This window comes from Halomonas organivorans, assembly GCF_014192055.1.
Classification (GTDB): domain Bacteria; phylum Pseudomonadota; class Gammaproteobacteria; order Pseudomonadales; family Halomonadaceae; genus Halomonas; species Halomonas organivorans.
Genome location: NZ_JACHXM010000004.1, coordinates 207,181 through 230,788 on the forward strand (window position 1 = coordinate 207,181; position 23,608 = coordinate 230,788).

The following is a 23,608-nucleotide window of genomic DNA, read 5'->3' on the forward strand; positions in this document are numbered from 1 at the left end:
CGGCCCGAAGGCCGGCGTCGGTCGAGTGGTCAAGGGGCGGCTTACTTGCCGGGCTGCTTGACCAGCCGCAGGTAGGGTTTCTTCTCGTCCCAGCCTTCGGGGAACAGCTTGGCGGCTTCCTCGTTGCTGACCGCAGGCACGATGATGCAGTCGCCGCCCGGCTGCCAGTTCACCGGGGTGGCCAGCTTGTGGGAGTCGGTGAGCTGCAGGCTGTCGAGCACGCGCAGGATCTCGTCGAAGTGGCGCCCGGTGCTGGCCGGATAGGTCAGGGTCAGGCGGATCTTCTTGTTGGGGTCGACGATGAACACGCTACGCACCGTCAGGGTGTCGTTGGCGTTGGGATGGATCATGTCGTAGAGGTCGCTGACCTTGCGGTCGGCGTCGGCCAGCAGAGGGAAGTTCAGGGCGCTGCCCTGGGTTTCCTGGATATCGCCGGCCCAGGCCTTGTGATCCTCGAGCGGGTCCACCGACAGCCCGATGACCTTGGTGTTGCGCTTTTCGAACTCCGGCTTGAGCCGCGAGACCTCACCGAGTTCGGTGGTGCACACCGGGGTGAAGTCCTTGGGATGGGAGAACAGGATCACCCAGCTGTCGCCGGCCCACTCGTGGAAGTGGATGGGACCCTCGGTGCTTTCCTGGGTAAAGTCGGGTGCGATATCGCCGAGTCGCAGTGACATGGTGTCCTCCTTGGGTCGAAAGGTCGGCATCGCCAGACGATGCCGAGCGGTCAATGAAGCAGGATTGCACGCTCCGGCGGAGCGGGAAAAGAATTCCTGGTCATATTGTTGGGCAATGTCCGAAGCCATGTTCGACGCCCTGCTCGCCAAGTGCGCGTAATGCGTGTCGGGCGTCACGGTGCCGGGGCGGCGGCACCCAGGAAGCGCTCCTGCCAGTAATCCAGCGACAGCGAGGTCACGCTGACCCGGCGGCCGCGCCCTGGCGCGTGGATCATCTCGCCGTCGCCCAGGTAGATGCCCACGTGGCTGGCATCGCCACCGCCGGCGGTGTCGAAGAACAGCAGGTCGCCGGGGCGTGCCTCGTCGATCGGCGGCAGGCGCGCGAACTGTCGGCGCGAGGTGCGCGGTACCGAGATGCCCGCCCGAGAGTAGACCCGCTGCACCAGGCCCGAGCAGTCCAGCCCGCTGGCATCCGTGCCGCCGAAGCGGTAGGGCGTACCCAACGACTGGCGCGCCTCGGCGAGGACCAGCGCCCGGTCCACCGACAGGCCGCCGCCATCGCGCATGGCCAGATCAGGGCCGGCACAGCCGGCAAGCGCCAGCAGCATCGCCAGCACGACCAGCGGCATCATCCGTTCGAGGCGTATCGCGACGCAAAGCGCCGGGGCGGGTGAAGCTGGAGTCGCTGGCATGGGCATCTCGCGGGGCGTCCGTTTTCCCTCTTGTCGTTCCCAGCCTAGCCGCCCCGTACGGCTCTGTGAACATCAGCGGAAGGCGATTCTCGTGCCGTGGGTCAGCATCTCGTCGGGGGTCATGGCATGGCCGGGGACGCCGATCATCTCGTCGCCGCACTGGTCCGACCAGGTCAGCACTCCGTGGGTCAGCCCCAGGCCGCCCAGCAGGTCGCGGATTTCACCGGTGCCGAGGAAGGTACAGGTCTTGCCCTGCTTGTCGGAGAGGGTGGACACGCCGTTGGCGTGATGGAAGCGGACCGTGTAGATGCCGTCCATGGACTCCACCTCGACGATCGGCGAGAAGCCGTGGGAGAGGGCGTGGGAGAGTTCTTTGAGGGTGATGTGGTCCCCCAGGGACATGTCGATGGCGGTCATCTCGGGCTCCCGGCTGGTTGATGGCGTATAGAAAATGTAGAACTTCAGTCGAAACCCCGCCAGTGGCGATGAGGGAAGGGAATCCATGCAGGCCAGGAGCCGGAGAGGGCGTAAGGGAGTTGTCGTGATTCCTTGTCATGTATAGTTCTTGTATCGAAAAATGGTCCTGCGGGCTGCGGGCTGCGGGCTGCGGGCTGCGGGCTGCGGGGTGGAAAAATGGCCCGCTTGCCTCCATACCTGAAATATCTTTCGAGCGTGGACAAGGAGATCCCATGAGTTTCACTGGCGAGCAACATCCCGGCGTCAAGACGCCTACCGGCGACACCGACGGTTTCCGCCTCAACCACACCATGCTGCGGGTCAAGGACCCGGAGGCGTCCCTGGCGTTCTACTCGCGGGTCTTCGGCATGCGCGTGCTGCGCCGCCTCGACTTCGAGGAGATGCAGTTCTCGCTGTACTTCCTCGCCAAGCTCGAGGACGGGGACCGGGTGCCGGAGGACGTCGACGAGCGTACCGTCTGGACCTTCGGCCAGAAGGGGCTGCTGGAGCTGACCCACAACTGGGGCACCGAGGACCAGGCGGACTTCGCCTATCACGACGGCAACGCCGAGCCCCAGGGCTTCGGCCACATCTGCTTCTCGGTGCCGGACCTGGAGGCCGCGGTGGCCTGGTTCGATGCCAATGAGGTCGAGTTCATCAAGCGCCCGGACCAGGGCAAGATGAAGGATGTGGTCTTCGTCAAGGACGTGGACGGCTACTGGATCGAGGTGGTCGAGGCCGCCAAGATGGTCGGCAAGGGCGATTGACGCCGGCGCCGGGCCGTCGACGAGCGTTGACGGCCCGGCTTGTCGATATAGCCCGATGGCATTAGGGTCTGCGGCGTGTTTCATCACGGCGTATCCCGCCAAGGAGTCCCGATGCCCCTGTCCCATCGTCCCCTCTCGCTCGTGCTGGCCGGTTCCCTGCTGGCCTTCGGCGGCCTGGCCCAGGCCGAAGAGTCGGCCCAGGTCCGCTTCTCCGTGCCCTCCTGGCCCGGCGTGACCGTCAAGACCGCCCTGGCCTCCACCCTGCTCGAGACCCTCGGCTATGCGCCCCAGTCGGCCGAGCTCGGTGCCACCATCACCTACGAGGCGCTGACCCAGCACGAAGTCGATGTCTTCCTCGCCGGCTGGCTGCCCGCTCAGAAGGGCATGTACGACACCGCCATGGAAGAGGGCGTGCTGAAGGATCTGGGCAACAACGTCGACGGTGCCCGCCTCGGCTTCGCCGTGCCCACCTACGTCTACGACGCCGGCCTGACCTCCGCCGAGCAGTTGGACGACCCCGAGTTCGCCGACCAGCTGGAGAGCACCGTCTACTCCATCGAGGCGGGCACCGGGATGAGCGAGATCCTCAACGGGGCGGTGGAAGACGACGCCTACGGCCTGGGCGACTGGCGCCTCTCCGAAACCTCCACCCCGGGCATGCTCAGCGCGGTGAAGAGCGCCATCTCGCGCGACGAGTGGATCGTCTTCGCCGGTTGGACGCCGCACTGGATGAACATCGAATACGACGTGAAGTACCTCGACGATCCCGAGGACCTGTGGGGGCCGAACCAGGGCTCGAGCGACGTGAAGACCCTGGTGACCACCGACTTCGCCGACGCGCATCCCAATGCGACGCGTCTGCTCGACCAGCTGAGCTTCACTGCCGACGACCAGAGCAAGATGATCCTCGGCTTCAGCTACGAGGAGCGCGAGCCGGACGCGGTGGCCCTGGAGTGGCTGCGGGCGCATCCGGCGAAGGTCCAGGCCTTCCTCGACGGCGTGACCACCCGCGACGGCCAGCCGGCCTGGCCGGTGGTGCAGCAGGCGCTGGAGATTCCCGAGGCCTGATCTCGGCCAACGCCGCCCTGCACGACGAGGCCGCCCTTCGGGGCGGCCTCGTTCGTTGGGGGATGGCGGCTCACCGGCGCGACGCCAGCAGGGCCTCGGCCATTTCCACGAACCCTTCGCCGTGGCTGGCATCGCACAGCCAGCGTGGCGGGCACGGCAGGTGATCGAGGTGCGGGGCCAGGTTGGCCACGCCCACGCCGAGGGGGTGGCGTTGAAACAGCGAGGCGTCGTTGGGGGCATCGCCGATGAACAGCACGCGCTCGCGACACGCCTCGGCATCGAGGCCGAGATCGTGCTCCAGCACCCAGGAGGCCATGGTCGCCTTGTCATGATCGCCGAACCAGGCGTTGACGTGGATCGAGCTCGCCCGGGCACTGGCGCCGGCTTCCCGAAAGGCCACGATCAGCTGGTCGATCGCGGCGGCGTCGAGCGGCTCGACGTCCTGGGCATGATCGACGGCGACATCGGCCAGGCGATAGGGCTGGTCGGCGGCGAGCCGGGCCCCGGGGACGTCGCGCATGGTGCGTTCGGCGATCGCCAGCAGGCGTTGCTGCTCCTCGCGCAGCGCCGGCAATGGGCGCACGCTGTGCACGTCCAGTCCCCCGCTCGCCGTGCGCCGGAAGCGAAAGGCGCCGCTTTCCCCGATCACCGCCGCCACCGGCCAGGCGCGGACGATATGGTCGCACCAGCCGGCGCAGCCGCCGGTGACGGGAATCACCGTGACGCCAGCGGCGGCCAGCCGCTCGATGGCGGCCAGCGTGGTGCTGGCCAGCTGGCCGTGGCGGGTCAGGGTGTCGTCGACATCGGTGAGGACCACCGAGACGCGGGCCAGCTCTTGCGGCGATGCCGACTTGAGGGAAGTGGGTGCCGTCATGCGATGTCCTCGGAAGAGCGTTGCGGATCGGCCGGCAGCAATCGATGCTCGGCCGGCGCCGGGTCGGCGACGTGCACCGCCACGCCGGCGCGTTGCAGGTGCCGGGCCAGGGCCTCGGGGGGCTGGCGATCGGTAACGATGCCGTCGAGCACGCTCAGCGGCGCCACGAGCTCGAGCACGGTCTGTGCGAACTTGGTGTGATCGACGAGCAGGTAGGTGCGCTCGCTGCGTTCGATCAGTCGCCGTTTCACCCAGGCGGCGTCGCGATTGACGTCGAGGATGCCCTCTCCGGTGAGGCCGCTGGCGCCGATGAACGCGATGTTGGCGTGAAAGCGTGACAGGTAGTCGGTGGTGTCCTGGCCGAACACGCCGCCCTCGCGGGCATTGAAGTCACCGGGGCAGAGAATCAGCCGCGCCGCCGACGAGGCCATGGCGCTCGCCACCGGATAGCTGTTGGTAATCACGGTCAGCGCCTCGCCGCTGGCGCCGAGCTGCCAGGCGAGCTGGGTGGTGGTGGAACCGGCGTCGATCATCACCACCTGCCCCGGCTCCACCAGCCGGGCGGCGGCATGGGAGATGGCCCGACGCTCGTCGACGGTGGCCCGTTCGCGCTCGTCGATGGGCGGCTGGATGCCCATGGGGCGGGCCACGGCGCCGCCGTGCGCGCGATCGAGGAGGCCCTGGTCGCTGAGCGAGTCCAGGTCGCGACGAATCGTCTCGGTCGTGACGCCGAAGCGGGACGCCAGCGCGGCGATGCGCACGTGAGGGGTGTAGCGCAGGGCCTCGAGGATCTCGGCGTGACGTTCGTCCTTGCGCGGTTTGCGGCTCATGACGAGGGGCTCCGGCTGGGCGTTGTCCACACTCTAATCTGTGGTTTACCACATTGAATTGCGACTATAGGCGAATTTGGCCGTCATTGTGTTGTGAAAGCCAAATTTCATGACTAGCCTCCTGTGAAACCCCACACCAATAATCACAGTTCAGGGGACACAAGGAGCCCTCGCCATGATGCTCGACTCTTCCTTCCGCTCTCTCGTGGCAACGCTGTCCGGCATGGCGCCCGTGACGCCCGGCCGCCGGCGCTCCGGAAGCCTGCTCACCGCGGCCCTGCTGGCGACCCTGCCGTTCACGGCACAGGCCGCCGACGATTGTCCGCAGCGTGGCGACCTGGCACCGATCTACTGCGACGCCAACGGCGACATGGTCGCCGACGCGCCCAGCGATCCCGGCGAATACCTCGATCCGGACACGCTGATCTTTGCCTACACCCCGGTCGAGGATCCGGCCATCTACGCCGATATCTGGGAACCGTTCATCGAGCACATGCGCGAGGTGACCGGCAAGGACGTGCGCTTCTATGCGGTGCAGTCCAATGCCGCCGAGATCGAGGCCATGCGCAGCAACCGCATTCACGTCGCCGGCTTCTCCACCGGGCCGACGCCCTTCGCGGTCAACCTCGCCGGAGCGGTGCCGTTTGCCATCATGGGCTCCGAGGACGGCGAGTTCGGTTACACGCTGCAGCTCTATACCCGCAAGGACAGCGGTATCGACAGCATGGAAGACCTGGCGGGCAAGCGTGTCGCTCACACCTCGCCGACCTCCAACTCCGGCAACCTCGCGCCGCGCGCGCTGTTCCCGAAGATGGGCATCGTGCCGGACGAAGACTACGAGGTGGTGTACTCGGGCTCCCACGACCAGTCGATGCTCGGCGTGGTCGCCGGCGACTACGATGCCGCCCCGGTGGCGTCCGAGGTGGTCGATCGCATGGCCGAGCGCGGCCTCTACGACCCCGAGGAGGTCAAGATCGTCTATGAATCCAAGCCGTTTCCCACCACCTCGTACACCTACGCCCACAACCTCAAGCCCGAGCTGATCGACAAGATCAAGGAAGCGTTCTTCACCTTCGACATGCAGGGCACCGAACTCGGCGATGAGTTCGAAGGCGTCACCAAGTTCGTGCCGGTGACCTACAAGAACGACTGGGAGGTCATTCGCGACATCCAGGAAGCCAATGGTGTGACCTACACCACCGACAACCTGGAAGGCTGAGTCCGCCGAGACGGACGGCGGCGCCGGTCCGGCGCCGCGGCCACTGACGCCCGGCCCCTCGCGAGAGGGGCCGGGCGAGGAGAATGAGATGTTGCGAATCCGACAGTTAGTCAAACGCTACGGGCACGGCGAGCCGGTGCTTCGCGACCTGGACCTCGAGGTGCCCGGCGAATCGGTGGTGTCGATCATCGGCGCCTCGGGGGCCGGGAAGAGCACCCTGCTGCGCTGCATCAACCGGCTGGTCGAGCCGACCTCGGGCAGTATCGAGCTCAACGGCGCCGAGCTGACCCGGCTCAAGGGCGACGAACTGCGCAAGGCGCGCCGACGCATCGGCATGATCTTCCAGGGCTTCAACCTGGTCGATCGCCTGACCGTGATGGAGAACGTGCAGTGCGGGCGGCTGGGATACATTCCCTACTGGCGTGCCGCGCTGCGCAAGTATCCCGCCGAGGACATCGAGCGGGCCTACGAGCTCATGGAACGCGTCGGCATCGCCCACTACGCCAGCAAGCGGGCCGACGAGCTGTCCGGCGGCGAGCGCCAGCGCGTGGGCGTGGTGCGGGCGCTGATGCAGAATCCCGAGATCCTGCTCGCCGACGAACCAACCGCCTCGCTCGATCCGGTCAGCTCGCGCCAGATCATGGAGCTGCTGCAGACCCTTTCCCAGGAGCTGCAGCTACCGGTACTGATCAATATCCACAACGTCGGCGAGGCGCGCGAATACACTCAGCGCATCGTCGGCATGCGTTTCGGGCGGCTGATCTTCGACGGCAAGCCCGACGAACTCGACCAGGACGCGATGGATGCCGTCTACAGCGGCACGCCCGCGGAGGATCGGCAGCAGGCAGAGCAGGATACCGCTCGGGCGGTGATCTCATGAGCGACGCCACGACTGCCCCGCGAACCTGGCGCAAGCCGCCGTTCATCGCCAACCCCTGGCTGCGCTGGGGGCTCATGCTCGGCGCGCTGGTCTACCTGGGCTGGGCGGCCTCGACGCTGCCGTTCGACTGGGCGCGCATCAGCCAGGGCATCGAACGCGCCGCGCGCATCTTCTCGGGCGCCTTCCCGCCGAGCTTCGTGCGCCACGAGCTGCTCATCAAGGGTTTCCTGGAGAGCCTGCAGATCGCCATTCTCGCGACGCTGCTGGGGCTGGGACTCAGCGTGCCCATCGCCTTCATGGCGGCGCGCAACATCGCCGCCAAGCCGGTCTACCTGATCGGCCGGGCGCTGATCATCATCGCCCGCAGCTTTCACCCGGTGATCGTGGCGATCCTGTTCGTCAAGGCGGTGGGGTTCGGGCCGGTGGCCGGGATCCTGACCTTGACCATCTATTCCATCGGCTTCGTGGCCAAGATGCTGGCCGAGCGCATCGAGGAGATCGACTGGGGGCAGGTCGAGGCGCTGCGCGCCAGCGGTACCCGCTATCTCACCGTGCTGCAGTTCGCCGTGCTGCCGCAGATCATGCCGCGCCAGATCGGCCTGTCGATCTATCAGCTCGACAGCAACCTGCGCGCCTCCGCGGTGGTGGGCATCGTCGGTGCGGGCGGCATTGGCTCGACGCTGATGAACGCCTTCGGCCGCTACGACTACGACTTCGCGCTGGCCATCACCCTGGTAATCATCGCCGTGATCCTGGTCAGCGAGGCCATCAGCGGGCGCATTCGGAGGGCGATCTGGTGACACAGCAAACCGTGGCCGAGCGCGCCTGGTCGCGCTACACGCCCCAGCAGCGATGGAAACGCTTTGCCGGCTTCGCCGTGATGGCGCTGGCGGTGGGCTGGTCGCTGGTGTCGATCGACATCATCTGGCCCTGGGTCTGGGACGCCCCGGCACAGATCGGCGACCTGTTCCGGCGCATGGTGCCGCCGGACTTCAGCGACCTGACGCCGATCTTCTGGGCGCTGGTCGAGACGCTCAACATCGCCACGCTGGCGACCTTCGTGGCGGTGTTCGCGTCGCTGCCGATCGCCTACATCGCGGCCCAGAACACTACCCCCAATCGCTTCACGCTGTGGCTGGGACGCTTCATCCTGGTCTCCAGCCGCTCGGTGAACACGCTGATCTGGGCGCTGTTGTTTGTTGCCATCTTCGGGCCGGGCGTGCTGGCGGGGATCATCGCGATCATGTTCCGCTCGCTGGGGTTTCTCGGCAAGCTGATGGGCGAGGCGATCGAGGAGATCGACCGCCGACCGGTGGAAGCCCTGGAAGCGACCGGCGCCTCGCGCGCCAAGGTGATCCTCTACGCCATCGTGCCGCAGGTGATGCCGACCTTCTTCGCCGTCAGCATCCTGCGCTGGGACATCAACCTGCGTGAATCCACCGTGCTCGGCCTGGTGGGGGCCGGCGGGATCGGGGTGATCCTGCAGGGGGCCATCGATACCCTGGCCTGGCCGACCGTCGCCACCGTACTGCTGGCGATCGTCGTGCTGGTGGTAGCGGGGGAGGCCGTGGCCGCCTGGCTACGCAAGCGGGTGCTGTAGTGCCGGGTATCGGCGTCGACGAGGCCGCCCTTCGGGGCGGCCTCGTTCGTTGGTGGCGCCCGAAAAGCGCGTCAAGCGAAGGCGTAGAGATCCATGCTCAGCACCCCGTGCTCCACGCTGTGGTGGCGCCGCTCGGCCTGTCCGCCGGCGCCCATGGCCACCAGCAGCGGCTGGAAGTGTTCGGGCGTGGGATGGTTGGCGAGCGCCTGGGGCGCGCGCTGCCAGTCGAGCAGGGCCTCGCGGTCGTCGGCGCTCAGGCGGTCATGGACCCAATCGGCGAACTCGTCGACCCAGGCGGGCGTCGGCGCGTCCAGGGCCTGCAGCGAGCGCAGGTCGTGGGTCAGGCTGCCGGAGCCGATCACCAGCACGTTCTCCTCGCCCTCCCGTTTGCGCAAGAGCGCGGCGAGCCGCTCGCCGAGCGCCGCCAGCTCGGCGTTGGACCAGCCGGTGGGCAGCGACAGCGAGACCACCGGCACGTCGGCCTCGGGGTACATCAGCGACAGCGGCACCCAGGCGCCGTGATCCAGGCCGCGTTCCACCGGCACGGCGTTGAGCTCGCGGGCCAGGCGCTTGGCAAGCTCGGGTTCGCCCGGCGCCGGGTACTGGCACTCGAAGAGCTCGCGGGGAAAGCCGCCGAAGTCGTGGATGGTTTCCGGGCGCTCGCTGACGCTGACCATCAGGCGGCGGCTGGCCCAGTGGGCCGAGACCACCACCACCGCGGTCGGCCGCAGGGTCCGGCCCAGTTCGCGCAGGAAATCGTGGGCCGGAGTGCGAGTCAGCGCCAGCATCGGCGAACCGTGGGAGATGAACAGGCTGGGTAACATGATCGCGGTCTCCTGGTCGGGGAAGGGCGGAAGGGGGACGACGCCGCCCGGGCGGGCGGCGTCGCGGCGCTCAGGCGAAGCGGGGATGCAGAATCAGGCGTCCGCCTCCCAGCCCGGCCTGCACCAGCAGGGCGATGGCCCAGAAGACCGGGTACTCCCAGCCGCCGCCCTCGTTGGTGAACACCCAGCCGTTGCCGGAGTGCACCCAGACGGCGCCGAGCAGCGTCGGGATCAGGGCCAGGCTGATCCAGCGGGTGTAGACGCCGAGCAGCAGGGCCAGGCCGCCGCCGACCTCGGCGAGGATCGTCAGATAGGCGAACACGGCGGGCAGGCCCAGGGACTCGAAATAGCCGACGGTGCCGGGCACGGTGAAGACGAACACCTTGAGCAGGCCGTGGGCCAGGGCGGCGATGCCCAGGGTCAGGCGGAGCAGGGTAATGGCGTTGTTCTGCATGGGACACCTCCAGGGGGTTGTCGTGTCGTCAGGGTGTGGGCGTACTCTAGCCCTGGAGTGGTTCGGGATAATCCCCTTGCATCGCACATCACTGTTGCGAAAAAGGCGACAATGGCAGGCCTCGCTCCCAGGCCGGCGGGTCGCCCCATTCCTCGGCCAGGAAGTCGAGGCAACGTGTCACCTTGGCGGGCAGGAAGCGTCGCGCGGGATAGACGCCGTAGATCCCCAGCACCTCCGGCGTCGCCTCGGGCAGCACGGGCACCAGCCGGCCCTCGCGCAGGCTGTCGGCGACCAGGAAGCTGGGCTGCTGGACGATCCCCAGGCCGGCCTCGGCGGCCGGCGTCAGGACGTCGCCGTTGTTGCTGTCCAGCGGCCCTGACACCGTCAGGCGTTTCCCGTCCAGCCACCAGTCGCCGCCCCGCGAGGTGAGGTAGCGCAGGCAGCGGTGATCGGCGAGCTCCGCCACCGAGCGCGGCTCGCCGTGGGCAGCCAGGTAGTCGGGGGAGGCGCAGAGCACCATCCGGCAGCGCGTCAGGCGTCGGGCCACCAGGCTGGAGTCCGGCAGGGCGCCGATGCGGATCGCCAGGTCGTAGCCCTCCTCCAGCAGGTCGACGCGCCGGTCGTTGAGGTCCAGGCGGACCTCCAGGTCGGTGTGCTCGGCCATGAAGCGGGCCACCAGGGGCGAGAGGTAGCGGATGCCGAAGCTCATCGGGCCGTTGAGGCGCAGCCGGCCGCGAACCTCGCAGAGCCCGGCGCCGGCTTCGGCCTCGGCGTCCTGCAGGGCCTGGAGGATGCCCTGGGCACGCGCCAGGTAGCGTTCCCCGGCCTCTGTCAGGTGAAGGCGTCGGGTGGTGCGCTGGAGCAGGCGCATCTGGAGGTGTTCCTCGAGCTCCATGACCAGCCGCGAGATCCGCGTCCGCGACAGGTCCAGGGCCTCGGCGGCCCGGGTGTAGCTGCCCAGTTCGGCGACCCGCACGAAGGCGGTCATGGCGTCCAGCAGGTTCATGGGCGGGGGCTCCAGGGCGTGGCCGATGTATGGCCATACTCTCACGCCAGTGCGTCCATCACGACAACGCCGCCCGGAGGCGGCGTCGTGCGAGGGGAGCGCGGGGTGGCTCAGTGATCGTGGTCGCCGTGCTCGTGGGCCGCGTCCGGCGCCGCCAGGGCATCGTGGAGCAGTTCGGCGTTGTGGCGCATCATGCCGAGCCAGTTGCTGGCTTCCCCATCGGAGGCCAGGGCGCCGGAATAGAGGGTGCCGGCGATCGGCAGGCCGGTCTCTTCGGAAAGCTGCTCGATGATGGCGGGGCTGGTCATGTTCTCCTGGAACAGCGCCTGGACTCCGTGCTTGCGGATCACCTCGATCAGCTCGGCCATGCGCGCCGCACTGGGCTCGGCCTCGGTGGACAGCCCGACCGGCGACAGGAAGTCGACGCCGTAGGCACGGGAGAAGTGGCTGAAGGACTGGTGGCCGGTGATCACCGCGGTGTGCTCGGGCAGCTCGTCCATCAGCGTGCGCACCTCGGCGTCCAGGGCGTCGATCCGCGCCTGGTAATCTGCCGCGCGCTCGCGGTAGTCCGCCTCGTGGGCCGGGTCGGCGGCGATCAGGCCGTCGCGGATGTTGTCGACGTAGAGCTCGCCCAGGCCCAGGTCCAGCCAGGCGTGGGGGTTCAAGCCGCCATGCGCGTGGTCATGCCCGTGATCGTCGTGCCCATGACCATGGTCGTGGTCGTGATCGTCGTGCCCGTGGTCATCGTGGTCATGATCGTGAGAGTCGTCGTGAGAGCCGCCGTGGGCATCGTCATGGGCAGGTGCCTCGTGCCCATGATCCTCGCTGGCCGCCTCGCCGAGCGCGGCCTCGATGCCGTCGGTGGCCACCACCGTCGGCCCCGCGTAGTCGCTGGCCTCGACCAGCCGCGACATCCAGCCCTCGAACTGCAGGCCGTTGAGCACCACCAGGTCGGCCTCGGCCAAGGCCCGGGCGTCGGTGGGCCGCGGCGTGAAGACGTGGGCGTCGCTGTCGGGGCCGACCAGGGCGGTGACCTCGACGTGGTCGCCGCCGATCTGCTCGACCATGTCGGCGAGCACGCTGAAGCTGGCGAGCACCTGGACGCGGTCGTCGGCCTGGGCGGCGGGCAGGGTCAGCAGCGCGACGGCGCCGGCGGCGAGGGCGGAAGGCTTGGCGAAGGGCATCGGGTCGGGCTCCGTCGGTGGAAACGAGGGTGTAGGAAGCAAGGGAACGCGGCGTCAGGACGCAGGGCCTGACGGGTTCAAGGGCGCGGCGCGGCGCCGGAAGCGGGCGCTCAGGCTGTGCTGGCGGCCGAACAACGCCGAGGCCACGTAGGCCATGCCGGCCAGCAGGATGATCGCCGGGCCCGATGGCAGGCTCAGGTGGTAGGAGAGCAGCAGGCCGCCGGCGCTGGCGACCAGCGCCACGCCGATGGCGATGACCATCAGCCCTTCCAGGCGGTTGCTCCAGAAGCGCGCGGTAGTGGCCGGCAGCATCATCAGGCCCACCGCCATCAGGGTGCCCAGCGTCTGGAAGCCGGCGGTGAGGTTGAGCACCACCAGCCCCAGGAAGACGCCGTGCACCAGGCCGCCGCGCACGCCCTGGCCGCGCAGGAACAGCGGGTCCAGGCACTCCACCACCAGGGCGCGGAAGATCACCGCCAGGGCGAGCACGATCAGGGTGGCGATGCCGGCGATCAGCAGCAGCGCGGTGGAGTCCACCGCCAGGATCGAGCCGAACAGCACGTGGGTGAGGTCGACGCTGCTGCCGCCCAGCGACACCATCATCACCCCGGCGGCCAGCGAGATCAGGAAGAAGCTGGCCATCGCCGAGTCCTCGCGGTGGCCGGTCATCTGCGAGACGCTACCGGCCAGCACCGCCACCAGCAGCCCCGAGAGGATGCCGCCGAGGCTCATCATCGGCAGCGAGAAGCCGGCGAACAGGAAGCCCAGCGCCACGCCGGGCAGGATGGCGTGGGACATGGCGTCGCCGATCAGGCTCATGCCGCGCAGCATCAGGAACACGCCCAACGGCGGGGCGGCCAGCGACAGCGCCAGGCCGGCCACCAGGGCGCGCTGCATGAAGCCGTAGTCGAAGGGGGCGACGAACCAGGCGTCAAGCAGTGCCAGCATGGGAGTCCTCGGGAAAGTCGAAAGGCAGGCGCGGAGCGCGGGTCGCTTGGCCGGTGTGATGCTCGAGCAGCGCCTCGGGGCTGACCCAGCGGCCGTGGCCGCCGGCCAGCAGCAGCACGTCGTCGGCCAGTCGGGCCAGCTGTTCCATGTCGTGCAGTACCACGATCAGGGTGGCGCCCTCGCGGGCCATGTCGCGCAGCACCTCCATCAGCACTTCGACGGTCTCGATGTCGACGTTGGCGAAGGGCTCGTCGAGCAGCAGCAGTTCGGCCTCCTGCATCAGGGTGCGGCCGAGCAGGGCGCGCTGGCGCTGGCCGCCGGAGAGCTCGCCGAGCTGGCGATGGGCCAGGTGCGAGATGCCCAGGCGCGCCATGATCTCGCGCCCACGCCGGTAGTGCGGGCCGCAGTAGCCCTTGAAGGCGCCGTGGCTGGGCCAGGTGCCGCTCATGATCAGCTCTTCCACGCTCATCGGGAAGGTGAGGTCGAGGGCCAGCTGCTGGGGCAGCCAGGCGCAGCGCTCGCGGGGCACCGCGCACTCCACACGGCCGGCCACCGGCGTCAGCATGCCCATGATGGCCGAGATCAGGGTGCTCTTGCCGGCGCCGTTGGCGCCGATCAGCGCGGTCACCGCGCCGTCCTGGAAGCGGCCGTCGAGGTGTTCCAGCACCGTCTGGCCGCCGCGGGCGAGCTGCAGGTCGTGGAGCTTGAGGCGGGCCATCAGGAGAAGCCTCCCGTCGCCCAGGCCACAGCCAGCCACAGCGCCACCAGCGGGGCAGCGACCAGCAGCAGCCGGCGCGGTGCCGACAGCGACATCAGCGAAAAATGACAGGGCCCCTCGGGGCGATGGCGGTGGGGGCGATGCGCCATGGTGAAACGTCTCCGCGAAAGTGGCGTGGTTATAACATAACAATATCGGCGCTCGCCAGCGCCGTGTGGCACCGGCCGCCGGATCAGTAGCGCAGCACCACGCCCAGCCGCTGCGGGGTGACCAGCCAGGCGACTTCGCCCTCAAGGGTCAGTTCGCCGATCGTCAGCCGCGCGGGCTGGAAACGGTTCACCGCCGCCATGGCCTGGCCCGGCTGGGTGCGCAGCTGCAGCTCGCTCACCAGCATGCCGGTGGCGAAGTTGAGCGCGCCGTCGTCGGGGCGATCGTCGCCGACGCCGATCGCCAGCCCCGCCGCGGCGTTGACCGCCAGCGACCCCAGGCGGGCCTGCCAGCTACGCCGCTGCCGCTCCTCCTCGGCCACCGCCTGGATCAGCCGGCGCGCCGCTTCCACGTCGCCGTCGCTGTCCCGGAGCCGTTGATAGGCCGCGGGATGCGGCTGGCGGTCGACCAGCAGCCCGCCCAGGGCGATGGCCGACTTCAGGGTGCCGACCCGGGCATCGAAGCGGTCGTCCTCGTCGTCGGCCTCGCTGGCCTGCCAGGCGTTCCACGCCAGGCTGCCGGCGTAGACCCCTGACCAGCCCCACTGCCACAGCTCGGCCTGGCGGGCGCCGCGGGACAAGGCGTCCTCGTAGGCCTGCCACTCGGCCGAGGTCGATTGGGCGAGCGCCGGCAGGGGCAGGCAGAACAGCAGCGGGGCGAGGCAGTGCAGCAGGCGGCGGGGCATCGAGGATCTCCAAAGTCTTCAAGCTCAGGCATCCTAGCATTGTGGCGACGCTCGTGGCCGATTCGAGGCGGCGGGCGCGCTGTCGTCAGCGACCTTACCGCGACCCCCTCGGCGCGCTACACTGCCGGCCTTCATCCCAAGCGTTCGGAAGGAATCGACATGTCCCGCATGACCCCGCTGCGTTCCCTGCTCGCCGTCTCCCTGGCGACCGGCCTGACCCTGACCGCCGCACCGGCCCTGGCCACCGGTTCCACCGGGTTCTACCTCGGCGGTGGCGTCGGCCAGATGCACGGCGACAACGACTTCGACGACGAGGCAGAGCTGTGGAAGCTGAGCGCCGGCTATAACGTCGGCTGGCTGCCCTTCCTCGATCTCGGCGCCGAGCTCGGCTACGTCAACGGCGGCACCCTCGACGGCGAGGTGGACGGCCGCTCGGCGACCCTGGACGTGGAAGCGTTCGAGGCCATGGGCGTGGCCGGCCTCAGCTTCGGCCCGCTGGGCGTCTATGCCAAGGCCGGCATGGCCGACTGGGATGTCGAGCGGCGCGGCGCCGGCCTGAACCGCGATGATTCCGGCACCGACCCGATCTACGGCCTGGGCGCGCGCTTCGAGCTGCTCGACATTACCGGCCGCGTGGAGGTCGAGCGCATCGACACCGACGAGATCGGCGACATCGACATGGTCAGCGCCGGCGTCGTCTACACCTTCTAGTCGGCTCGACCTCCCTGCCATGGCGCGGGTGCTACGCTGGAAGCGACTCTCGTGCCATGGACGACCCGCCGATGCCCGCCTTTCTCCGCCGTCGCCGCCTGCCGCTGCTCGCCCTGGGCCTGACCTGGGCATTGGCCGGCTGTGACGGCCCCGCCCCGCAGGATGCCACCCGCAGCGCCTCTTTCGAAGCGAGCCGTTTCCCCAGCGAAGCCCTGGTGAGCCAGGCACCCAAGATGGAGGCCGGCCGCGCCGCGGTGCCCGACGCTGCGGATGGCACCTCCGACGCCCGCATCGAGGAGCGGCGCGCCTACCGGCTGCAGTTCGAGGCGGCCGAGCCGTTGATCGACGCCTATCGGCAGATCCAGGCGGCTTGCATCGACGCCGAGGGTTGCCGGGTGGAGCACGACCGGCTCGACACCCCGCGCCACGGCCTGGCCAGCGGCGACCTGGGCCTGCGCATCGACCGGGCGACCCTGGAGGACGCCGAACCGCTGCGGCTGATCAGCGAGTCGCCGGCGCTCAGCGGCGCCGAGATCACCCGCGAGGACCGCACCCAGCAGATCATCGACCTCGAGGCTCGCCTCTCCCAGCAGGTCGTGCTGCGCGAGCGGCTCACCGAGCTCGCCCAGGAGGGGCGCGAGTTCAGCGAACGGCGCATCCAGGACCTGCTGCAGGTAGAGCGGGAGCTGGCCCGGGTGCAGGGTGAGATCGAGTCGATGCAGGGCCGGCAGCGCCACCTGGCCCTGGTGACCGACAGCGTGGCGATCGCCGCCAGCTTCCAGGAGCAGCGCTGGGTGGAACCCCACCAGCACGGCGTGCTGGCGCCGCTGTGGCGGGCGCTCGACCGCAGCGCTTCGCTGTTCTTCGAGTCGCTCGGCCAGGTCATCCTGGTGGTAGTGTTCCTGACGCCCTGGCTGGTGCTCGGCCTGCCCGTGCTGTGGCTGCTCAGCCGGCTATGGCGTCCGCTGCGGCGTGGCCTGGGGCGGATGAAAGCGCGGCGACGGACGCGCCGCCGGGCGTCGGAAGAAGACGGCACATCGGGCCGCGGATGATGCCGGGGCCCGGTCCGCTGGCCCCGGGCGAGTGGGGTAGCGGAGTCGGCTAGACTGAATGCCCACAGCCACGGGGAGAACGGGGAGAGACGTCATGGACCTGGAGGTCATCACCCTCGCCAAGGCACGCGACAGGCTCAAGCGCCTCTGCGAAGCGGTCTGCGAGCGGCATCGGCCGATCGTCATCACGCGCCGGAACGGGCGCCATGCGGTGTTGATGTCGCTGGAGAATTACCACCGGCTGACGGGCGAGACGACGCCCAGCGCCGACCACCTGGACAACCTCTACATCGACCTGGAGCGTGAGCAGGACGCCTGAGGCCGGTGGCATCTGCTGGGCGAAGCGGGGTCAGTCGGCGAATTCCTCGGTGTCGATCTCCGCCTGCTGGGCCGCGCCGTAGCGGCCGCCCATCACCTGGTCGGGCGTCAGCATGGCATCCAGCCGGGCGACGGTGGCGGCATCCAGGCGCAGCGCTTCCGCCGCCAGGTTCTGGCGCATGTGCTCGACGGAGCGCGACCCGGGAATCGGGATGATGTCGTCGCCCTTGGCCAGCAGCCAGGCCAGTGCCAACTGGCCGGGTGTGGTGTCCTGCTCCCGCGCCACGGCCTTGACGTCGTCCAGCAGGCGCAGGTTGTGCGGGTAATGTTCGGCGCTGAAGCGCGGCATGCTGCGGCGCATATCGCTCTCCTCGAGGCGGGCGGGATCCTCCACCGCCCCCGTCAGGAAGCCCCGGCCCAGCGGGCTGAACGCCACCAGCGCCGTGTCCGACTCGCGGCACGCCGCGATCAGCCCGATCTCTGGATTGCGCGTCCACAGCGAATACTCCGACTGCACCGCGGCGATGGGATGCTCGGCCCGGGCACGGCGCAGGGTCGCGGCCGACACCTCGGACAGGCCCACCGCGCCGATCTTGCCTTCCTCCACCAGGCGGCCCAGCTCGCCCACGCTCTCCTCGATGGGCACTGTCTTGTCCCAGCGATGCAGGTAGTAGAGGTCCAGGTGATCGGTGCGCAGCCGCGCCAGGCTCGCCTCGCACTGCCGGCGCAGCGTGGCGGGGCGGCCGTCGATCACTTTCTTGCCTTGCTCGGGATCGAAGGCCATGCCGCACTTGCTGGCCAGCAGGAGCTCGTCGCGTCGGCCCACGAGCGCCTTGCCCACCAGCGACTCGTTGGCCGTGGCCCCGTAGAGGGTCGCGGTATCCACGTGGCGATAGCCCATGTCGAACGCCGCCTGCAGGGCGCGCACCGCTTCGGGCTCCGGCACCGGGCTGCCGTAGCCGTGAGAGAGGTTCATGGCGCCCAGGCCGATGCGGGGCGAAGCGACTTCCTTGAGACGAGCGAAGAAGGGCGACATGGCGATCCTCGTTGGCGATGTGGCTAAGAGAGAGCAAAGCGAGAAGAAGGCATCATGCCGCCTCACGCCCAGTGGATCCACTCGGCCAGCGCCGGGAAATTGGCGATCTCGATCTGCTGGGCGCGGGGAATGAGTCTCCGATTATGGGTTCATCGCAGATCATCGTGAAGCCACTGCCAAGCCCAGTTCGGCATGGTGGGAGTGCTCTTCGTGGGAGCGATCTTTAGATCGCGAAGGCGCCGTGAGGCGCCCGCTGCGACGTAGGCGGGGGAAGAGGTGAGCGCGGCTGTGGATGAGTCGTCAGCCTCCTGAAGAAGTAACAATTGTGCTGTAACGAGCGCTGCTTTGTAGCAGTCATCCCCAGCCGTGAAGAAGTTTATTTGGCGTGAAATGATGAAAGCCAACGACATCCTATAATGGGTAAGGCCGTTTTCGACCCAAAGCGGCCCTTCCGGCAAATGCGGCCCACACGTTTATCGGTGTTATGCGGACGGCACGATGATTGGTGTTATACTGCCGAGATATGATTAATGTACCAAATTTTCAATAGGTTGGTAAGTTGGCGGTGTGCGGTATAACAGGCATTTATACGCCATGCTCCGCACGGCGAAGAAATGCTGAACAGTTATAAAAAAGAGAAGTTGTTATCGATAAGATCGAGGCATGGATATGCCAAGTGAATTCCTCACATGAAGAGGTACGTCAAGCCTGCTCCGCCTTCGAGGAATACTTTAAAGGTTTCTATTCCCCAAGCTTCCTCCAGACAGAATTTTTTGTTGTTACCGACGAAATTCCGAAGCCTGATTTTCCCGAGTCACGGGAAGCAGGGTTGGGAGATTTCATTGACATGGATATTGGGGGCATTACGTACAACGACACCTATTACGTGAAAAAAGATGCAGCGAACGAGTTGCGACTTCACTTCCATGAATTGGCACATGTGGTTCAATGGCGAGAACTCACCCCTCAGGGCTTTATAGAGCGCTACATTCGAGAGGTTCAGGATTTTGGATACGACGAAGCGCCGCTGGAAAAGATGGTTTACGCCTTAGACGGGCATTACCAGAAACACGGGCGGCATCTCAGTGTGGAGCAGTTCGTCCGGGACAATTTATAACAATTCGCGTCACTCGGGCGCACTAACGTGCGCTGATGCGCTCCGCATTATACGTCAAAAACTGCTAATGTAGGTTTAAAAAATGGATATTATGAGCGATAAAATACTGGAGCTATCAAAGAAGGAGTTGCAAGGCGCACTTTCCGTGCTTCCTAAGGATGATCTGAACAAATTTGTTCTGTTTACAGAAATAATGCGCATACTCGACTATTGGTCAGTATTCAAAGATATACTTCCATCTGAGAATTCATTATCTGCTCCTGACTTTGAAATAATTCAGCTTGGATGGAATTTGGCATTAGAGCACCTCTTTGTTCCCGTAAAACCAGATGGATTTCCAATACAAGAAAGCACAGAGAAAACAAGACTTTTTGCGACGAGCCTTCTACATAAGTTTGGTCGTGCAGTGTTATTAAAGAGAACTTATGAAATGCTTGTTTCAGGATTCCTTTCTGCAGAAACAAAGGATTCAAAAATTATCATAAGGGCAACTGAAAGAGCAGAAAGCCAGTTTGCTGATAATATTGAATTTACATTATTGTCGGGCATTCAAAGCTATATCAATGAAAATATTGGTGACTATAGAAATGGGTGGTTTTTAGGAAAGTTTGATGATCCATCAATTGAAGTAACCTTGCCGGGAGCATACCATCTTCAAGATTCCAGGAAAGAGTTAAAAAAGCATTATATAGATAATGTTGATGAGCTTATGGAAGAGCTTGTTTTTCCGTGGGATTCTGGCAATGGAATAATGATGGGATACAATGCCATTCCTGAAATTGACAATCACTTTTTCTCGCTTGCAATAGAGAATGCTATCGCCTGGAGAAATGATGTTGGCCTACATCCGTCAGTTAAATTGAATGACGTTACAGGTTCTGAGCTAACTCTAATAGTTGCTGTAATATCTGCGTTGCATATGAAGCACGTAAGATTTGCATTGACAGCACTGAAAAAACACAAGGAAATATCAATTCCTCAAAGTCTGACTATCTGGACTAAAGCCTCTGAGCTTATTGACTCCATACATGACTATACAGATTTTGATAAAAATCTAATTGAAAGAGGAGTTAATGCTATAGCAATAGCTCCTAGCGAATCAAGAAACCTTAAAGGACAAACGACGCCTTTAATTCCGTTGTTAGTGGACCTTGGTAATGGAATTTTACTACGCCCTGTTTCAAGTCTCATAAAAAATCCATTTATATCAACCTCAACACTTCAGGGTTGGAGAATCCCGAATATCACCGACATTCTTTCTCTTCCTCGGGAAGACTGGATGAGAAACGATTTATACCACCTATTTAGAGGGACAAGATACAAATCTGTAGATGGAAACATTAAGATTCGAAATGGAGGAAAAGTTGTTACAGATATTGATGCAGCAATATTGGATAGAACAACTGGAGATTTAGCTCTTTTCCAAATTAAGTGGCAAGACTATTACACTAATGATGTAAGAAAACTGCGGAGTAGAGCGAAAAATTTCGTAAAGGAAATTGATGGATGGGCATCAAAAGTTTCCTCATGGATAGAAGATAATGGCGTTTATGAACTAGTAAAAACATTGCGGCTAAAAGTCCCTAGAGACAAACAGGTAAGTCGAGTCTATTTGTTTGGCTTATCTAAGACTTCAGCTCGAATGAAGGGGTATGGTTACAGTATGGAATCTGATGATATTGCTATTTGCAATTGGCCAATGTTTTTGCGCAAAAGATTTGAGGTGGGGTCTTCAAAAAACGTTTTCAAGGATCTTCATGCTTCAATAAAGAAAGATGAGAATATTGCAGTTAAATCAAAGCCTGTTCCCGTAGAAATAAATTCCGAAGGTAATGCTATAGAGTTTATCAACTTGTGGAATAGTTACCTCGATAAATAAAGTGACGTATAACAAGGTGCTGCACACGGATAAATCATTTGCTTCGCGCCTAGTTCTCCGGTGAGCAAGGCGTTATTGGTAAGGAGAATTCATGCTCTGCTTCTCGTATGGTTCCAACATGTCGGTCGCGCGATTACAAGATCGCGTGCCATCCGCTCGGTTCGTAGCAGTGGCGACTTTGGAAGCGCATAGCCTCCGATTCCATAAGGTCAGTAAAGATGGTTCCGGGAAGTGTGATGCTGAAGAAACCGGGAACCCCGAGGACCAGGTTATCGGCGTAGTTTATGAAATTTCCGATGTCGAAAGGCCGGACCTTGATCGGAAGGAAGGACTAGGATCAGGCTACGAGGCAAAGGAAGTCGAGGTAACGACGGATCAAGGAAAATTGACCGTTATTATGTATTTCGCCACCAGAGTGGACTCTGCGTTGAAGCCGTACGCTTGGTACAAGAAGCATGTTTTAGTCGGGGCTCGTGAGAATGGGTTGCCGTTTGAATATATCGCGCAAATTGAAGAGGTAGAGGCTATTAGTGACCCGGACACTACAAGGCACGAGCGTGAGCTCACAATTTACCGCTAACAATCAAATCCAGTAGACGCTCGTACTTCGCGCGGCGATTTTGTGTATTAATCAGGCTTTGCTGAATGTCTCCTCTTGGCCGAAAGGCGACAGGCCGGCCCGGGAAGTTTCTCCCGGGCCGACCGCATGGCAATTGAACTCACGGATGGCGTAGCGCCTTACTCCACCACTTCCTTCAACCGATCCGGGAAGTTGGTGAACATCCCGTCCACGCCCCAGTCGAGCAGCCGTTGCATCTGCTCGGGGTCGTTGATGGTGTAGGGGTGCACCAGCAGGCCGTTGGCGTGGGCCTGTTCGACGAAGCTGGCGTCGATGACGTCTTCGCCTTCGTAGGTGACGTTGGGGCCGATGCCCACGGCGTAGTCGGCGATGTCCTGGAAGTCGGCGTCGCTGATCTCGGCCGGGTCCGGGGTCACACCGGTCCACTCGGCCAGGCCGTCGCCGTCCTCTTCGGGGTAGTACCACACCAGCTGCACCAGCGGGATGTCGGCGTTGAGCGCGTGGACCTGCTGCAGGCTGTCCTGGCTGAACGACTGGATGACCACCGAGCCGGATTCGACCAGGCCTTCGGCCTCGAGGGTCTCGACCAGAGCGCGCTGCAGCTCGGGGTAGCGCTCGGGCGACTTGGTCTCGATGTAGTAGCGAACGTCGGTGCCGTAGCGGTCGATCACCTCGTCGAGGGTCAGCATCTCGGCGCCGGCGTAGGCGTCGTCGGCCTGTTCGGGGTGGGCCTGGTTGAACCAGGAGCCGGCGTCCAGCGCCTTGAGTTCCTCGAGGGTGTGGTCCTTCACCTTGCCTTCGCCGTCGGTGGTGCGGTCCAGAGTGTCGTCGTGGATCACCATCAGCTTGCCGTCGGCGCTCATGTGCAGGTCCAGCTCGAGATAGTCGGCGCCCATCTCGCGGGCCTTCTCGTAGGCCGGCCAGGTGTGCTCGGGGGCGTAGCCGCTGGCCCCGCGGTGGGCGATGACCTGGAAGTCCTGCAGGTCGGCGAGCTGCTGCTCGAGGGCGTCGGCCTGGGCCGCTAGCGGGGCGGTGATCCCCAGGGCCAGGGCGGTGGCGAGCGGGAGTCGAATGGAGGTGTTCATAAGCGTCCTTTTATTGAATGTCCGTGCAATAACGTAACGTCCCTGTCATCGGCTGGCAAACGCTCGTTCGAGAGCGCGCGGCTGTCATCGGCGCCTCGACATGCTTACATGGCAGGGTGACAGCACCGAGACCAAGAGGAGACACCCCGTGAGCACGACGACCCCCTATGAACAGGCGCTCGCCGCCCTGGATGCCCTGCATGCGGAGGATCCGCGCCGGGTGGAGGTGGCCGGGGAGACGCTGCCCCTGGAACTATGGCACGCGGGGAGAATGAGCGCCTGGCTGGAGGCGCTCGACGAGGCGCCTGGTGAGCTGGTGCGCCTGGCGGTGCACAACCAGCATCTGCAGCGCTGGCAGGTGCCGCGCGGCGACTATCCGGAGGGCCGGGTGGGCTACCTCACCTGGCGGCGTGACCAGGGCAAGCGCGCCGGCGAGACGGCGGCCCGGGCGATGCGCGAGGCCGGCTATGCGGAGGAAGACGCCGAGCGGGTGGCGGCGATGATCCGCAAGCAGGGCCTGGGCCGCGACGAGGGCACCCAAGCGGTGGAGGACTGCGCCTGCCTGGTGTTCCTGGAGAACTACTTCGCCGATTTCTCCAAGCAGGTCGATCACGACCACTTGATCGGCATCGTCCAGAAGACCTGGAAGAAGATGTCGCCTCGCGCCCACGAGCTGGCCCTGGGGCTGCCGATGAGCGACGAGGCGCGGCGCCTGGTGGAGGAAGCGCTGGCGGGGTGAGC

At 65.0% G+C, this 23,608-nt stretch carries 28 protein-coding genes; 13 read left to right on the forward strand and 15 right to left on the reverse strand.

Annotation, left to right across the window (positions count from 1 at the left end; genetic code table 11):
• Nucleotides 1-41 precede the first annotated feature (41 nt).
• From FHR96_RS06630 to FHR96_RS06640, 3 genes are all read right to left on the reverse strand, one after another.
• Nucleotides 42-677 (reverse strand): peroxiredoxin, encoded by a 636-nt coding sequence (locus FHR96_RS06630; RefSeq protein WP_183386866.1) that lies wholly within the window; start codon nucleotides 675-677, stop codon nucleotides 42-44.
• A 173-nt stretch (nucleotides 678-850) separates the two neighbouring features.
• On the reverse strand, nucleotides 851-1,369 hold the full coding sequence (locus FHR96_RS06635; RefSeq protein WP_246392823.1) for a C40 family peptidase: 519 nt from the start codon (nucleotides 1,367-1,369) through the stop codon (nucleotides 851-853).
• Between the two features lie 72 nt (nucleotides 1,370-1,441).
• Nucleotides 1,442-1,786, reverse strand: coding sequence for a DUF6482 family protein (locus tag FHR96_RS06640; RefSeq protein WP_183386867.1), 345 nt, complete (start codon nucleotides 1,784-1,786; stop codon nucleotides 1,442-1,444).
• A 272-nt stretch (nucleotides 1,787-2,058) separates the two neighbouring features.
• On the opposite strand from FHR96_RS06640, the gene gloA reads away from it, so the two are divergent.
• Nucleotides 2,059-2,592 carry a lactoylglutathione lyase gene (gene gloA / locus FHR96_RS06645; protein WP_183386868.1) on the forward strand — a complete coding sequence of 178 codons (534 nt, stop codon included), beginning with the start codon at nucleotides 2,059-2,061 and terminating at the stop codon, nucleotides 2,590-2,592.
• A 111-nt stretch (nucleotides 2,593-2,703) separates the two neighbouring features.
• The gene (locus tag FHR96_RS06650) at nucleotides 2,704-3,660 is read left to right on the forward strand and encodes an ABC transporter substrate-binding protein (protein WP_183386869.1); all 957 of its coding nucleotides are present in this window, start codon (nucleotides 2,704-2,706) and stop codon (nucleotides 3,658-3,660) included.
• A gap of 70 nt (nucleotides 3,661-3,730) precedes the next feature.
• Here the strand turns inward: FHR96_RS06650 and FHR96_RS06655 are convergent, their stop codons facing one another.
• A complete protein-coding gene (locus tag FHR96_RS06655; RefSeq protein WP_183386870.1) occupies nucleotides 3,731-4,534 on the reverse strand; it encodes an HAD-IIB family hydrolase in 804 nt (267 codons plus the stop codon).
• Nucleotides 4,531-5,364 carry a DeoR/GlpR family DNA-binding transcription regulator gene (locus FHR96_RS06660; RefSeq protein ID WP_183386871.1) on the reverse strand — a complete coding sequence of 278 codons (834 nt, stop codon included), beginning with the start codon at nucleotides 5,362-5,364 and terminating at the stop codon, nucleotides 4,531-4,533. Before FHR96_RS06660 ends, FHR96_RS06655 begins: the two co-directional genes overlap by 4 nt.
• Nucleotides 5,365-5,587: 223 nt before the next feature.
• On the opposite strand from FHR96_RS06660, the gene phnD reads away from it, so the two are divergent.
• The 4 genes from phnD to phnE (FHR96_RS06680) all read left to right on the forward strand — a co-directional run bounded on the left by phnD (nucleotide 5,588) and on the right by phnE (FHR96_RS06680) (nucleotide 9,063).
• Complete coding sequence (gene phnD, locus FHR96_RS06665) at nucleotides 5,588-6,583, forward strand: phosphate/phosphite/phosphonate ABC transporter substrate-binding protein (protein WP_183386943.1); 996 nt, start codon at nucleotides 5,588-5,590, stop codon at nucleotides 6,581-6,583.
• Between the two features lie 88 nt (nucleotides 6,584-6,671).
• A complete protein-coding gene (gene phnC, locus FHR96_RS06670; protein WP_183386872.1) occupies nucleotides 6,672-7,463 on the forward strand; it encodes a phosphonate ABC transporter ATP-binding protein in 792 nt (263 codons plus the stop codon).
• Nucleotides 7,460-8,263: a phosphonate ABC transporter, permease protein PhnE gene (gene phnE / locus FHR96_RS06675; RefSeq protein ID WP_183386873.1), complete on the forward strand. Its 804-nt coding sequence runs from the start codon at nucleotides 7,460-7,462 to the stop codon at nucleotides 8,261-8,263. Before phnC ends, phnE (FHR96_RS06675) begins: the two co-directional genes overlap by 4 nt.
• Entirely contained in the window at nucleotides 8,257-9,063 is an 807-nt protein-coding gene (gene phnE / locus FHR96_RS06680; protein WP_281378380.1) for a phosphonate ABC transporter, permease protein PhnE, read from the forward strand. The genes phnE (FHR96_RS06675) and phnE (FHR96_RS06680) overlap by 7 nt, the downstream gene beginning before the upstream one ends.
• 71 nt (nucleotides 9,064-9,134) lie before the next feature.
• On the opposite strand, the gene FHR96_RS06685 is transcribed toward phnE (FHR96_RS06680), so the two are convergent.
• The 8 genes from FHR96_RS06685 to FHR96_RS06720 all read right to left on the reverse strand — a co-directional run bounded on the left by FHR96_RS06685 (nucleotide 9,135) and on the right by FHR96_RS06720 (nucleotide 15,089).
• The gene (locus FHR96_RS06685; protein WP_183386875.1) at nucleotides 9,135-9,887 is read right to left on the reverse strand and encodes a DODA-type extradiol aromatic ring-opening family dioxygenase; all 753 of its coding nucleotides are present in this window, start codon (nucleotides 9,885-9,887) and stop codon (nucleotides 9,135-9,137) included.
• Nucleotides 9,888-9,957: 70 nt separating this feature from the next.
• Nucleotides 9,958-10,341, reverse strand: a complete 384-nt coding sequence (locus FHR96_RS06690) for a DoxX family protein (RefSeq protein ID WP_183386876.1) — start codon at nucleotides 10,339-10,341, stop codon at nucleotides 9,958-9,960.
• Nucleotides 10,342-10,429: 88 nt separating this feature from the next.
• Nucleotides 10,430-11,347: a LysR family transcriptional regulator gene (locus FHR96_RS06695; protein ID WP_183386877.1), complete on the reverse strand. Its 918-nt coding sequence runs from the start codon at nucleotides 11,345-11,347 to the stop codon at nucleotides 10,430-10,432.
• A gap of 110 nt (nucleotides 11,348-11,457) precedes the next feature.
• Nucleotides 11,458-12,531: a metal ABC transporter solute-binding protein, Zn/Mn family gene (locus tag FHR96_RS06700; protein ID WP_183386878.1), complete on the reverse strand. Its 1,074-nt coding sequence runs from the start codon at nucleotides 12,529-12,531 to the stop codon at nucleotides 11,458-11,460.
• A 54-nt stretch (nucleotides 12,532-12,585) separates the two neighbouring features.
• On the reverse strand, nucleotides 12,586-13,479 hold the full coding sequence (locus tag FHR96_RS06705) for a metal ABC transporter permease (protein ID WP_183386879.1): 894 nt from the start codon (nucleotides 13,477-13,479) through the stop codon (nucleotides 12,586-12,588).
• Nucleotides 13,463-14,197 (reverse strand): metal ABC transporter ATP-binding protein, encoded by a 735-nt coding sequence (locus FHR96_RS06710; RefSeq protein ID WP_183386880.1) that lies wholly within the window; start codon nucleotides 14,195-14,197, stop codon nucleotides 13,463-13,465. The genes FHR96_RS06705 and FHR96_RS06710 overlap by 17 nt, the downstream gene beginning before the upstream one ends.
• A complete protein-coding gene (locus FHR96_RS06715) occupies nucleotides 14,197-14,346 on the reverse strand; it encodes a hypothetical protein (protein ID WP_183386881.1) in 150 nt (49 codons plus the stop codon). Before FHR96_RS06715 ends, FHR96_RS06710 begins: the two co-directional genes overlap by 1 nt.
• Nucleotides 14,347-14,429: 83 nt before the next feature.
• Entirely contained in the window at nucleotides 14,430-15,089 is a 660-nt protein-coding gene (locus tag FHR96_RS06720; protein ID WP_183386882.1) for a hypothetical protein, read from the reverse strand.
• Between the two features lie 159 nt (nucleotides 15,090-15,248).
• Here FHR96_RS06720 and FHR96_RS06725 point away from each other — a divergent pair, with 159 nt between their 5' ends.
• The 3 genes from FHR96_RS06725 (at nucleotide 15,249) to FHR96_RS06735 (ending at nucleotide 17,171) form a co-directional block, all read left to right on the forward strand.
• Entirely contained in the window at nucleotides 15,249-15,800 is a 552-nt protein-coding gene (locus FHR96_RS06725) for a porin family protein (RefSeq protein ID WP_183386883.1), read from the forward strand.
• A 71-nt stretch (nucleotides 15,801-15,871) separates the two neighbouring features.
• Complete coding sequence (locus FHR96_RS06730) at nucleotides 15,872-16,852, forward strand: DUF4349 domain-containing protein (protein WP_183386884.1); 981 nt, start codon at nucleotides 15,872-15,874, stop codon at nucleotides 16,850-16,852.
• A gap of 94 nt (nucleotides 16,853-16,946) precedes the next feature.
• On the forward strand, nucleotides 16,947-17,171 hold the full coding sequence (locus FHR96_RS06735) for a type II toxin-antitoxin system Phd/YefM family antitoxin (RefSeq protein ID WP_183386885.1): 225 nt from the start codon (nucleotides 16,947-16,949) through the stop codon (nucleotides 17,169-17,171).
• 30 nt (nucleotides 17,172-17,201) lie between these two features.
• On the opposite strand, the gene FHR96_RS06740 is transcribed toward FHR96_RS06735, so the two are convergent.
• A complete protein-coding gene (locus FHR96_RS06740; protein ID WP_183386886.1) occupies nucleotides 17,202-18,206 on the reverse strand; it encodes an aldo/keto reductase in 1,005 nt (334 codons plus the stop codon).
• A 676-nt stretch (nucleotides 18,207-18,882) separates the two neighbouring features.
• On the opposite strand from FHR96_RS06740, the gene FHR96_RS06745 reads away from it, so the two are divergent.
• The 3 genes from FHR96_RS06745 to FHR96_RS06755 all read left to right on the forward strand — a co-directional run bounded on the left by FHR96_RS06745 (nucleotide 18,883) and on the right by FHR96_RS06755 (nucleotide 21,782).
• A complete protein-coding gene (locus FHR96_RS06745) occupies nucleotides 18,883-19,323 on the forward strand; it encodes a hypothetical protein (protein WP_246392824.1) in 441 nt (146 codons plus the stop codon).
• An 82-nt stretch (nucleotides 19,324-19,405) separates the two neighbouring features.
• Nucleotides 19,406-21,202 (forward strand): hypothetical protein, encoded by a 1,797-nt coding sequence (locus FHR96_RS06750; protein WP_183386887.1) that lies wholly within the window; start codon nucleotides 19,406-19,408, stop codon nucleotides 21,200-21,202.
• A gap of 91 nt (nucleotides 21,203-21,293) precedes the next feature.
• Nucleotides 21,294-21,782: a gamma-glutamylcyclotransferase family protein gene (locus FHR96_RS06755; protein ID WP_183386888.1), complete on the forward strand. Its 489-nt coding sequence runs from the start codon at nucleotides 21,294-21,296 to the stop codon at nucleotides 21,780-21,782.
• A 158-nt stretch (nucleotides 21,783-21,940) separates the two neighbouring features.
• On the opposite strand, the gene FHR96_RS06760 is transcribed toward FHR96_RS06755, so the two are convergent.
• On the reverse strand, nucleotides 21,941-22,867 hold the full coding sequence (locus FHR96_RS06760) for a glycerophosphodiester phosphodiesterase (protein ID WP_183386889.1): 927 nt from the start codon (nucleotides 22,865-22,867) through the stop codon (nucleotides 21,941-21,943).
• Nucleotides 22,868-23,015: 148 nt separating this feature from the next.
• Between FHR96_RS06760 and FHR96_RS06765 the strand changes: the two genes are divergently transcribed.
• Nucleotides 23,016-23,606 (forward strand): DUF4202 domain-containing protein, encoded by a 591-nt coding sequence (locus FHR96_RS06765; protein WP_343066344.1) that lies wholly within the window; start codon nucleotides 23,016-23,018, stop codon nucleotides 23,604-23,606.
• Nucleotides 23,607-23,608: the final 2 nt, after the last annotated feature.

Coding starts and splice junctions, on each gene's coding strand:
- FHR96_RS06710 (WP_183386880.1), bottom strand. CDS start 14,197: ATGGCCCGCCTCAAGCTCCACGACCTGCAGCTCGCCCGCGGCGGCCAG.
- FHR96_RS06760 (WP_183386889.1), bottom strand. CDS start 22,867: ATGAACACCTCCATTCGACTCCCGCTCGCCACCGCCCTGGCCCTGGGG.
- FHR96_RS06650 (WP_183386869.1), top strand. CDS start 2,704: ATGCCCCTGTCCCATCGTCCCCTCTCGCTCGTGCTGGCCGGTTCCCTG.
- FHR96_RS06725 (WP_183386883.1), top strand. CDS start 15,249: ATGTCCCGCATGACCCCGCTGCGTTCCCTGCTCGCCGTCTCCCTGGCG.
- FHR96_RS06715 (WP_183386881.1), bottom strand. CDS start 14,346: ATGGCGCATCGCCCCCACCGCCATCGCCCCGAGGGGCCCTGTCATTTT.
- phnC (WP_183386872.1), top strand. CDS start 6,672: ATGTTGCGAATCCGACAGTTAGTCAAACGCTACGGGCACGGCGAGCCG.
- FHR96_RS06700 (WP_183386878.1), bottom strand. CDS start 12,531: ATGCCCTTCGCCAAGCCTTCCGCCCTCGCCGCCGGCGCCGTCGCGCTG.
- FHR96_RS06755 (WP_183386888.1), top strand. CDS start 21,294: ATGCTCTGCTTCTCGTATGGTTCCAACATGTCGGTCGCGCGATTACAA.
- FHR96_RS06640 (WP_183386867.1), bottom strand. CDS start 1,786: ATGACCGCCATCGACATGTCCCTGGGGGACCACATCACCCTCAAAGAA.
- FHR96_RS06730 (WP_183386884.1), top strand. CDS start 15,872: ATGCCCGCCTTTCTCCGCCGTCGCCGCCTGCCGCTGCTCGCCCTGGGC.
- FHR96_RS06750 (WP_183386887.1), top strand. CDS start 19,406: ATGGATATTATGAGCGATAAAATACTGGAGCTATCAAAGAAGGAGTTG.
- FHR96_RS06685 (WP_183386875.1), bottom strand. CDS start 9,887: ATGTTACCCAGCCTGTTCATCTCCCACGGTTCGCCGATGCTGGCGCTG.
- FHR96_RS06735 (WP_183386885.1), top strand. CDS start 16,947: ATGGACCTGGAGGTCATCACCCTCGCCAAGGCACGCGACAGGCTCAAG.
- FHR96_RS06635 (WP_246392823.1), bottom strand. CDS start 1,369: ATGCCAGCGACTCCAGCTTCACCCGCCCCGGCGCTTTGCGTCGCGATA.
- phnD (WP_183386943.1), top strand. CDS start 5,588: ATGGCGCCCGTGACGCCCGGCCGCCGGCGCTCCGGAAGCCTGCTCACC.
- FHR96_RS06720 (WP_183386882.1), bottom strand. CDS start 15,089: ATGCCCCGCCGCCTGCTGCACTGCCTCGCCCCGCTGCTGTTCTGCCTG.
- gloA (WP_183386868.1), top strand. CDS start 2,059: ATGAGTTTCACTGGCGAGCAACATCCCGGCGTCAAGACGCCTACCGGC.
- FHR96_RS06655 (WP_183386870.1), bottom strand. CDS start 4,534: ATGACGGCACCCACTTCCCTCAAGTCGGCATCGCCGCAAGAGCTGGCC.
- FHR96_RS06740 (WP_183386886.1), bottom strand. CDS start 18,206: ATGTCGCCCTTCTTCGCTCGTCTCAAGGAAGTCGCTTCGCCCCGCATC.
- FHR96_RS06690 (WP_183386876.1), bottom strand. CDS start 10,341: ATGCAGAACAACGCCATTACCCTGCTCCGCCTGACCCTGGGCATCGCC.
- FHR96_RS06705 (WP_183386879.1), bottom strand. CDS start 13,479: ATGCTGGCACTGCTTGACGCCTGGTTCGTCGCCCCCTTCGACTACGGC.
- FHR96_RS06630 (WP_183386866.1), bottom strand. CDS start 677: ATGTCACTGCGACTCGGCGATATCGCACCCGACTTTACCCAGGAAAGC.
- FHR96_RS06695 (WP_183386877.1), bottom strand. CDS start 11,347: ATGAACCTGCTGGACGCCATGACCGCCTTCGTGCGGGTCGCCGAACTG.
- phnE (WP_183386873.1), top strand. CDS start 7,460: ATGAGCGACGCCACGACTGCCCCGCGAACCTGGCGCAAGCCGCCGTTC.
- FHR96_RS06660 (WP_183386871.1), bottom strand. CDS start 5,364: ATGAGCCGCAAACCGCGCAAGGACGAACGTCACGCCGAGATCCTCGAG.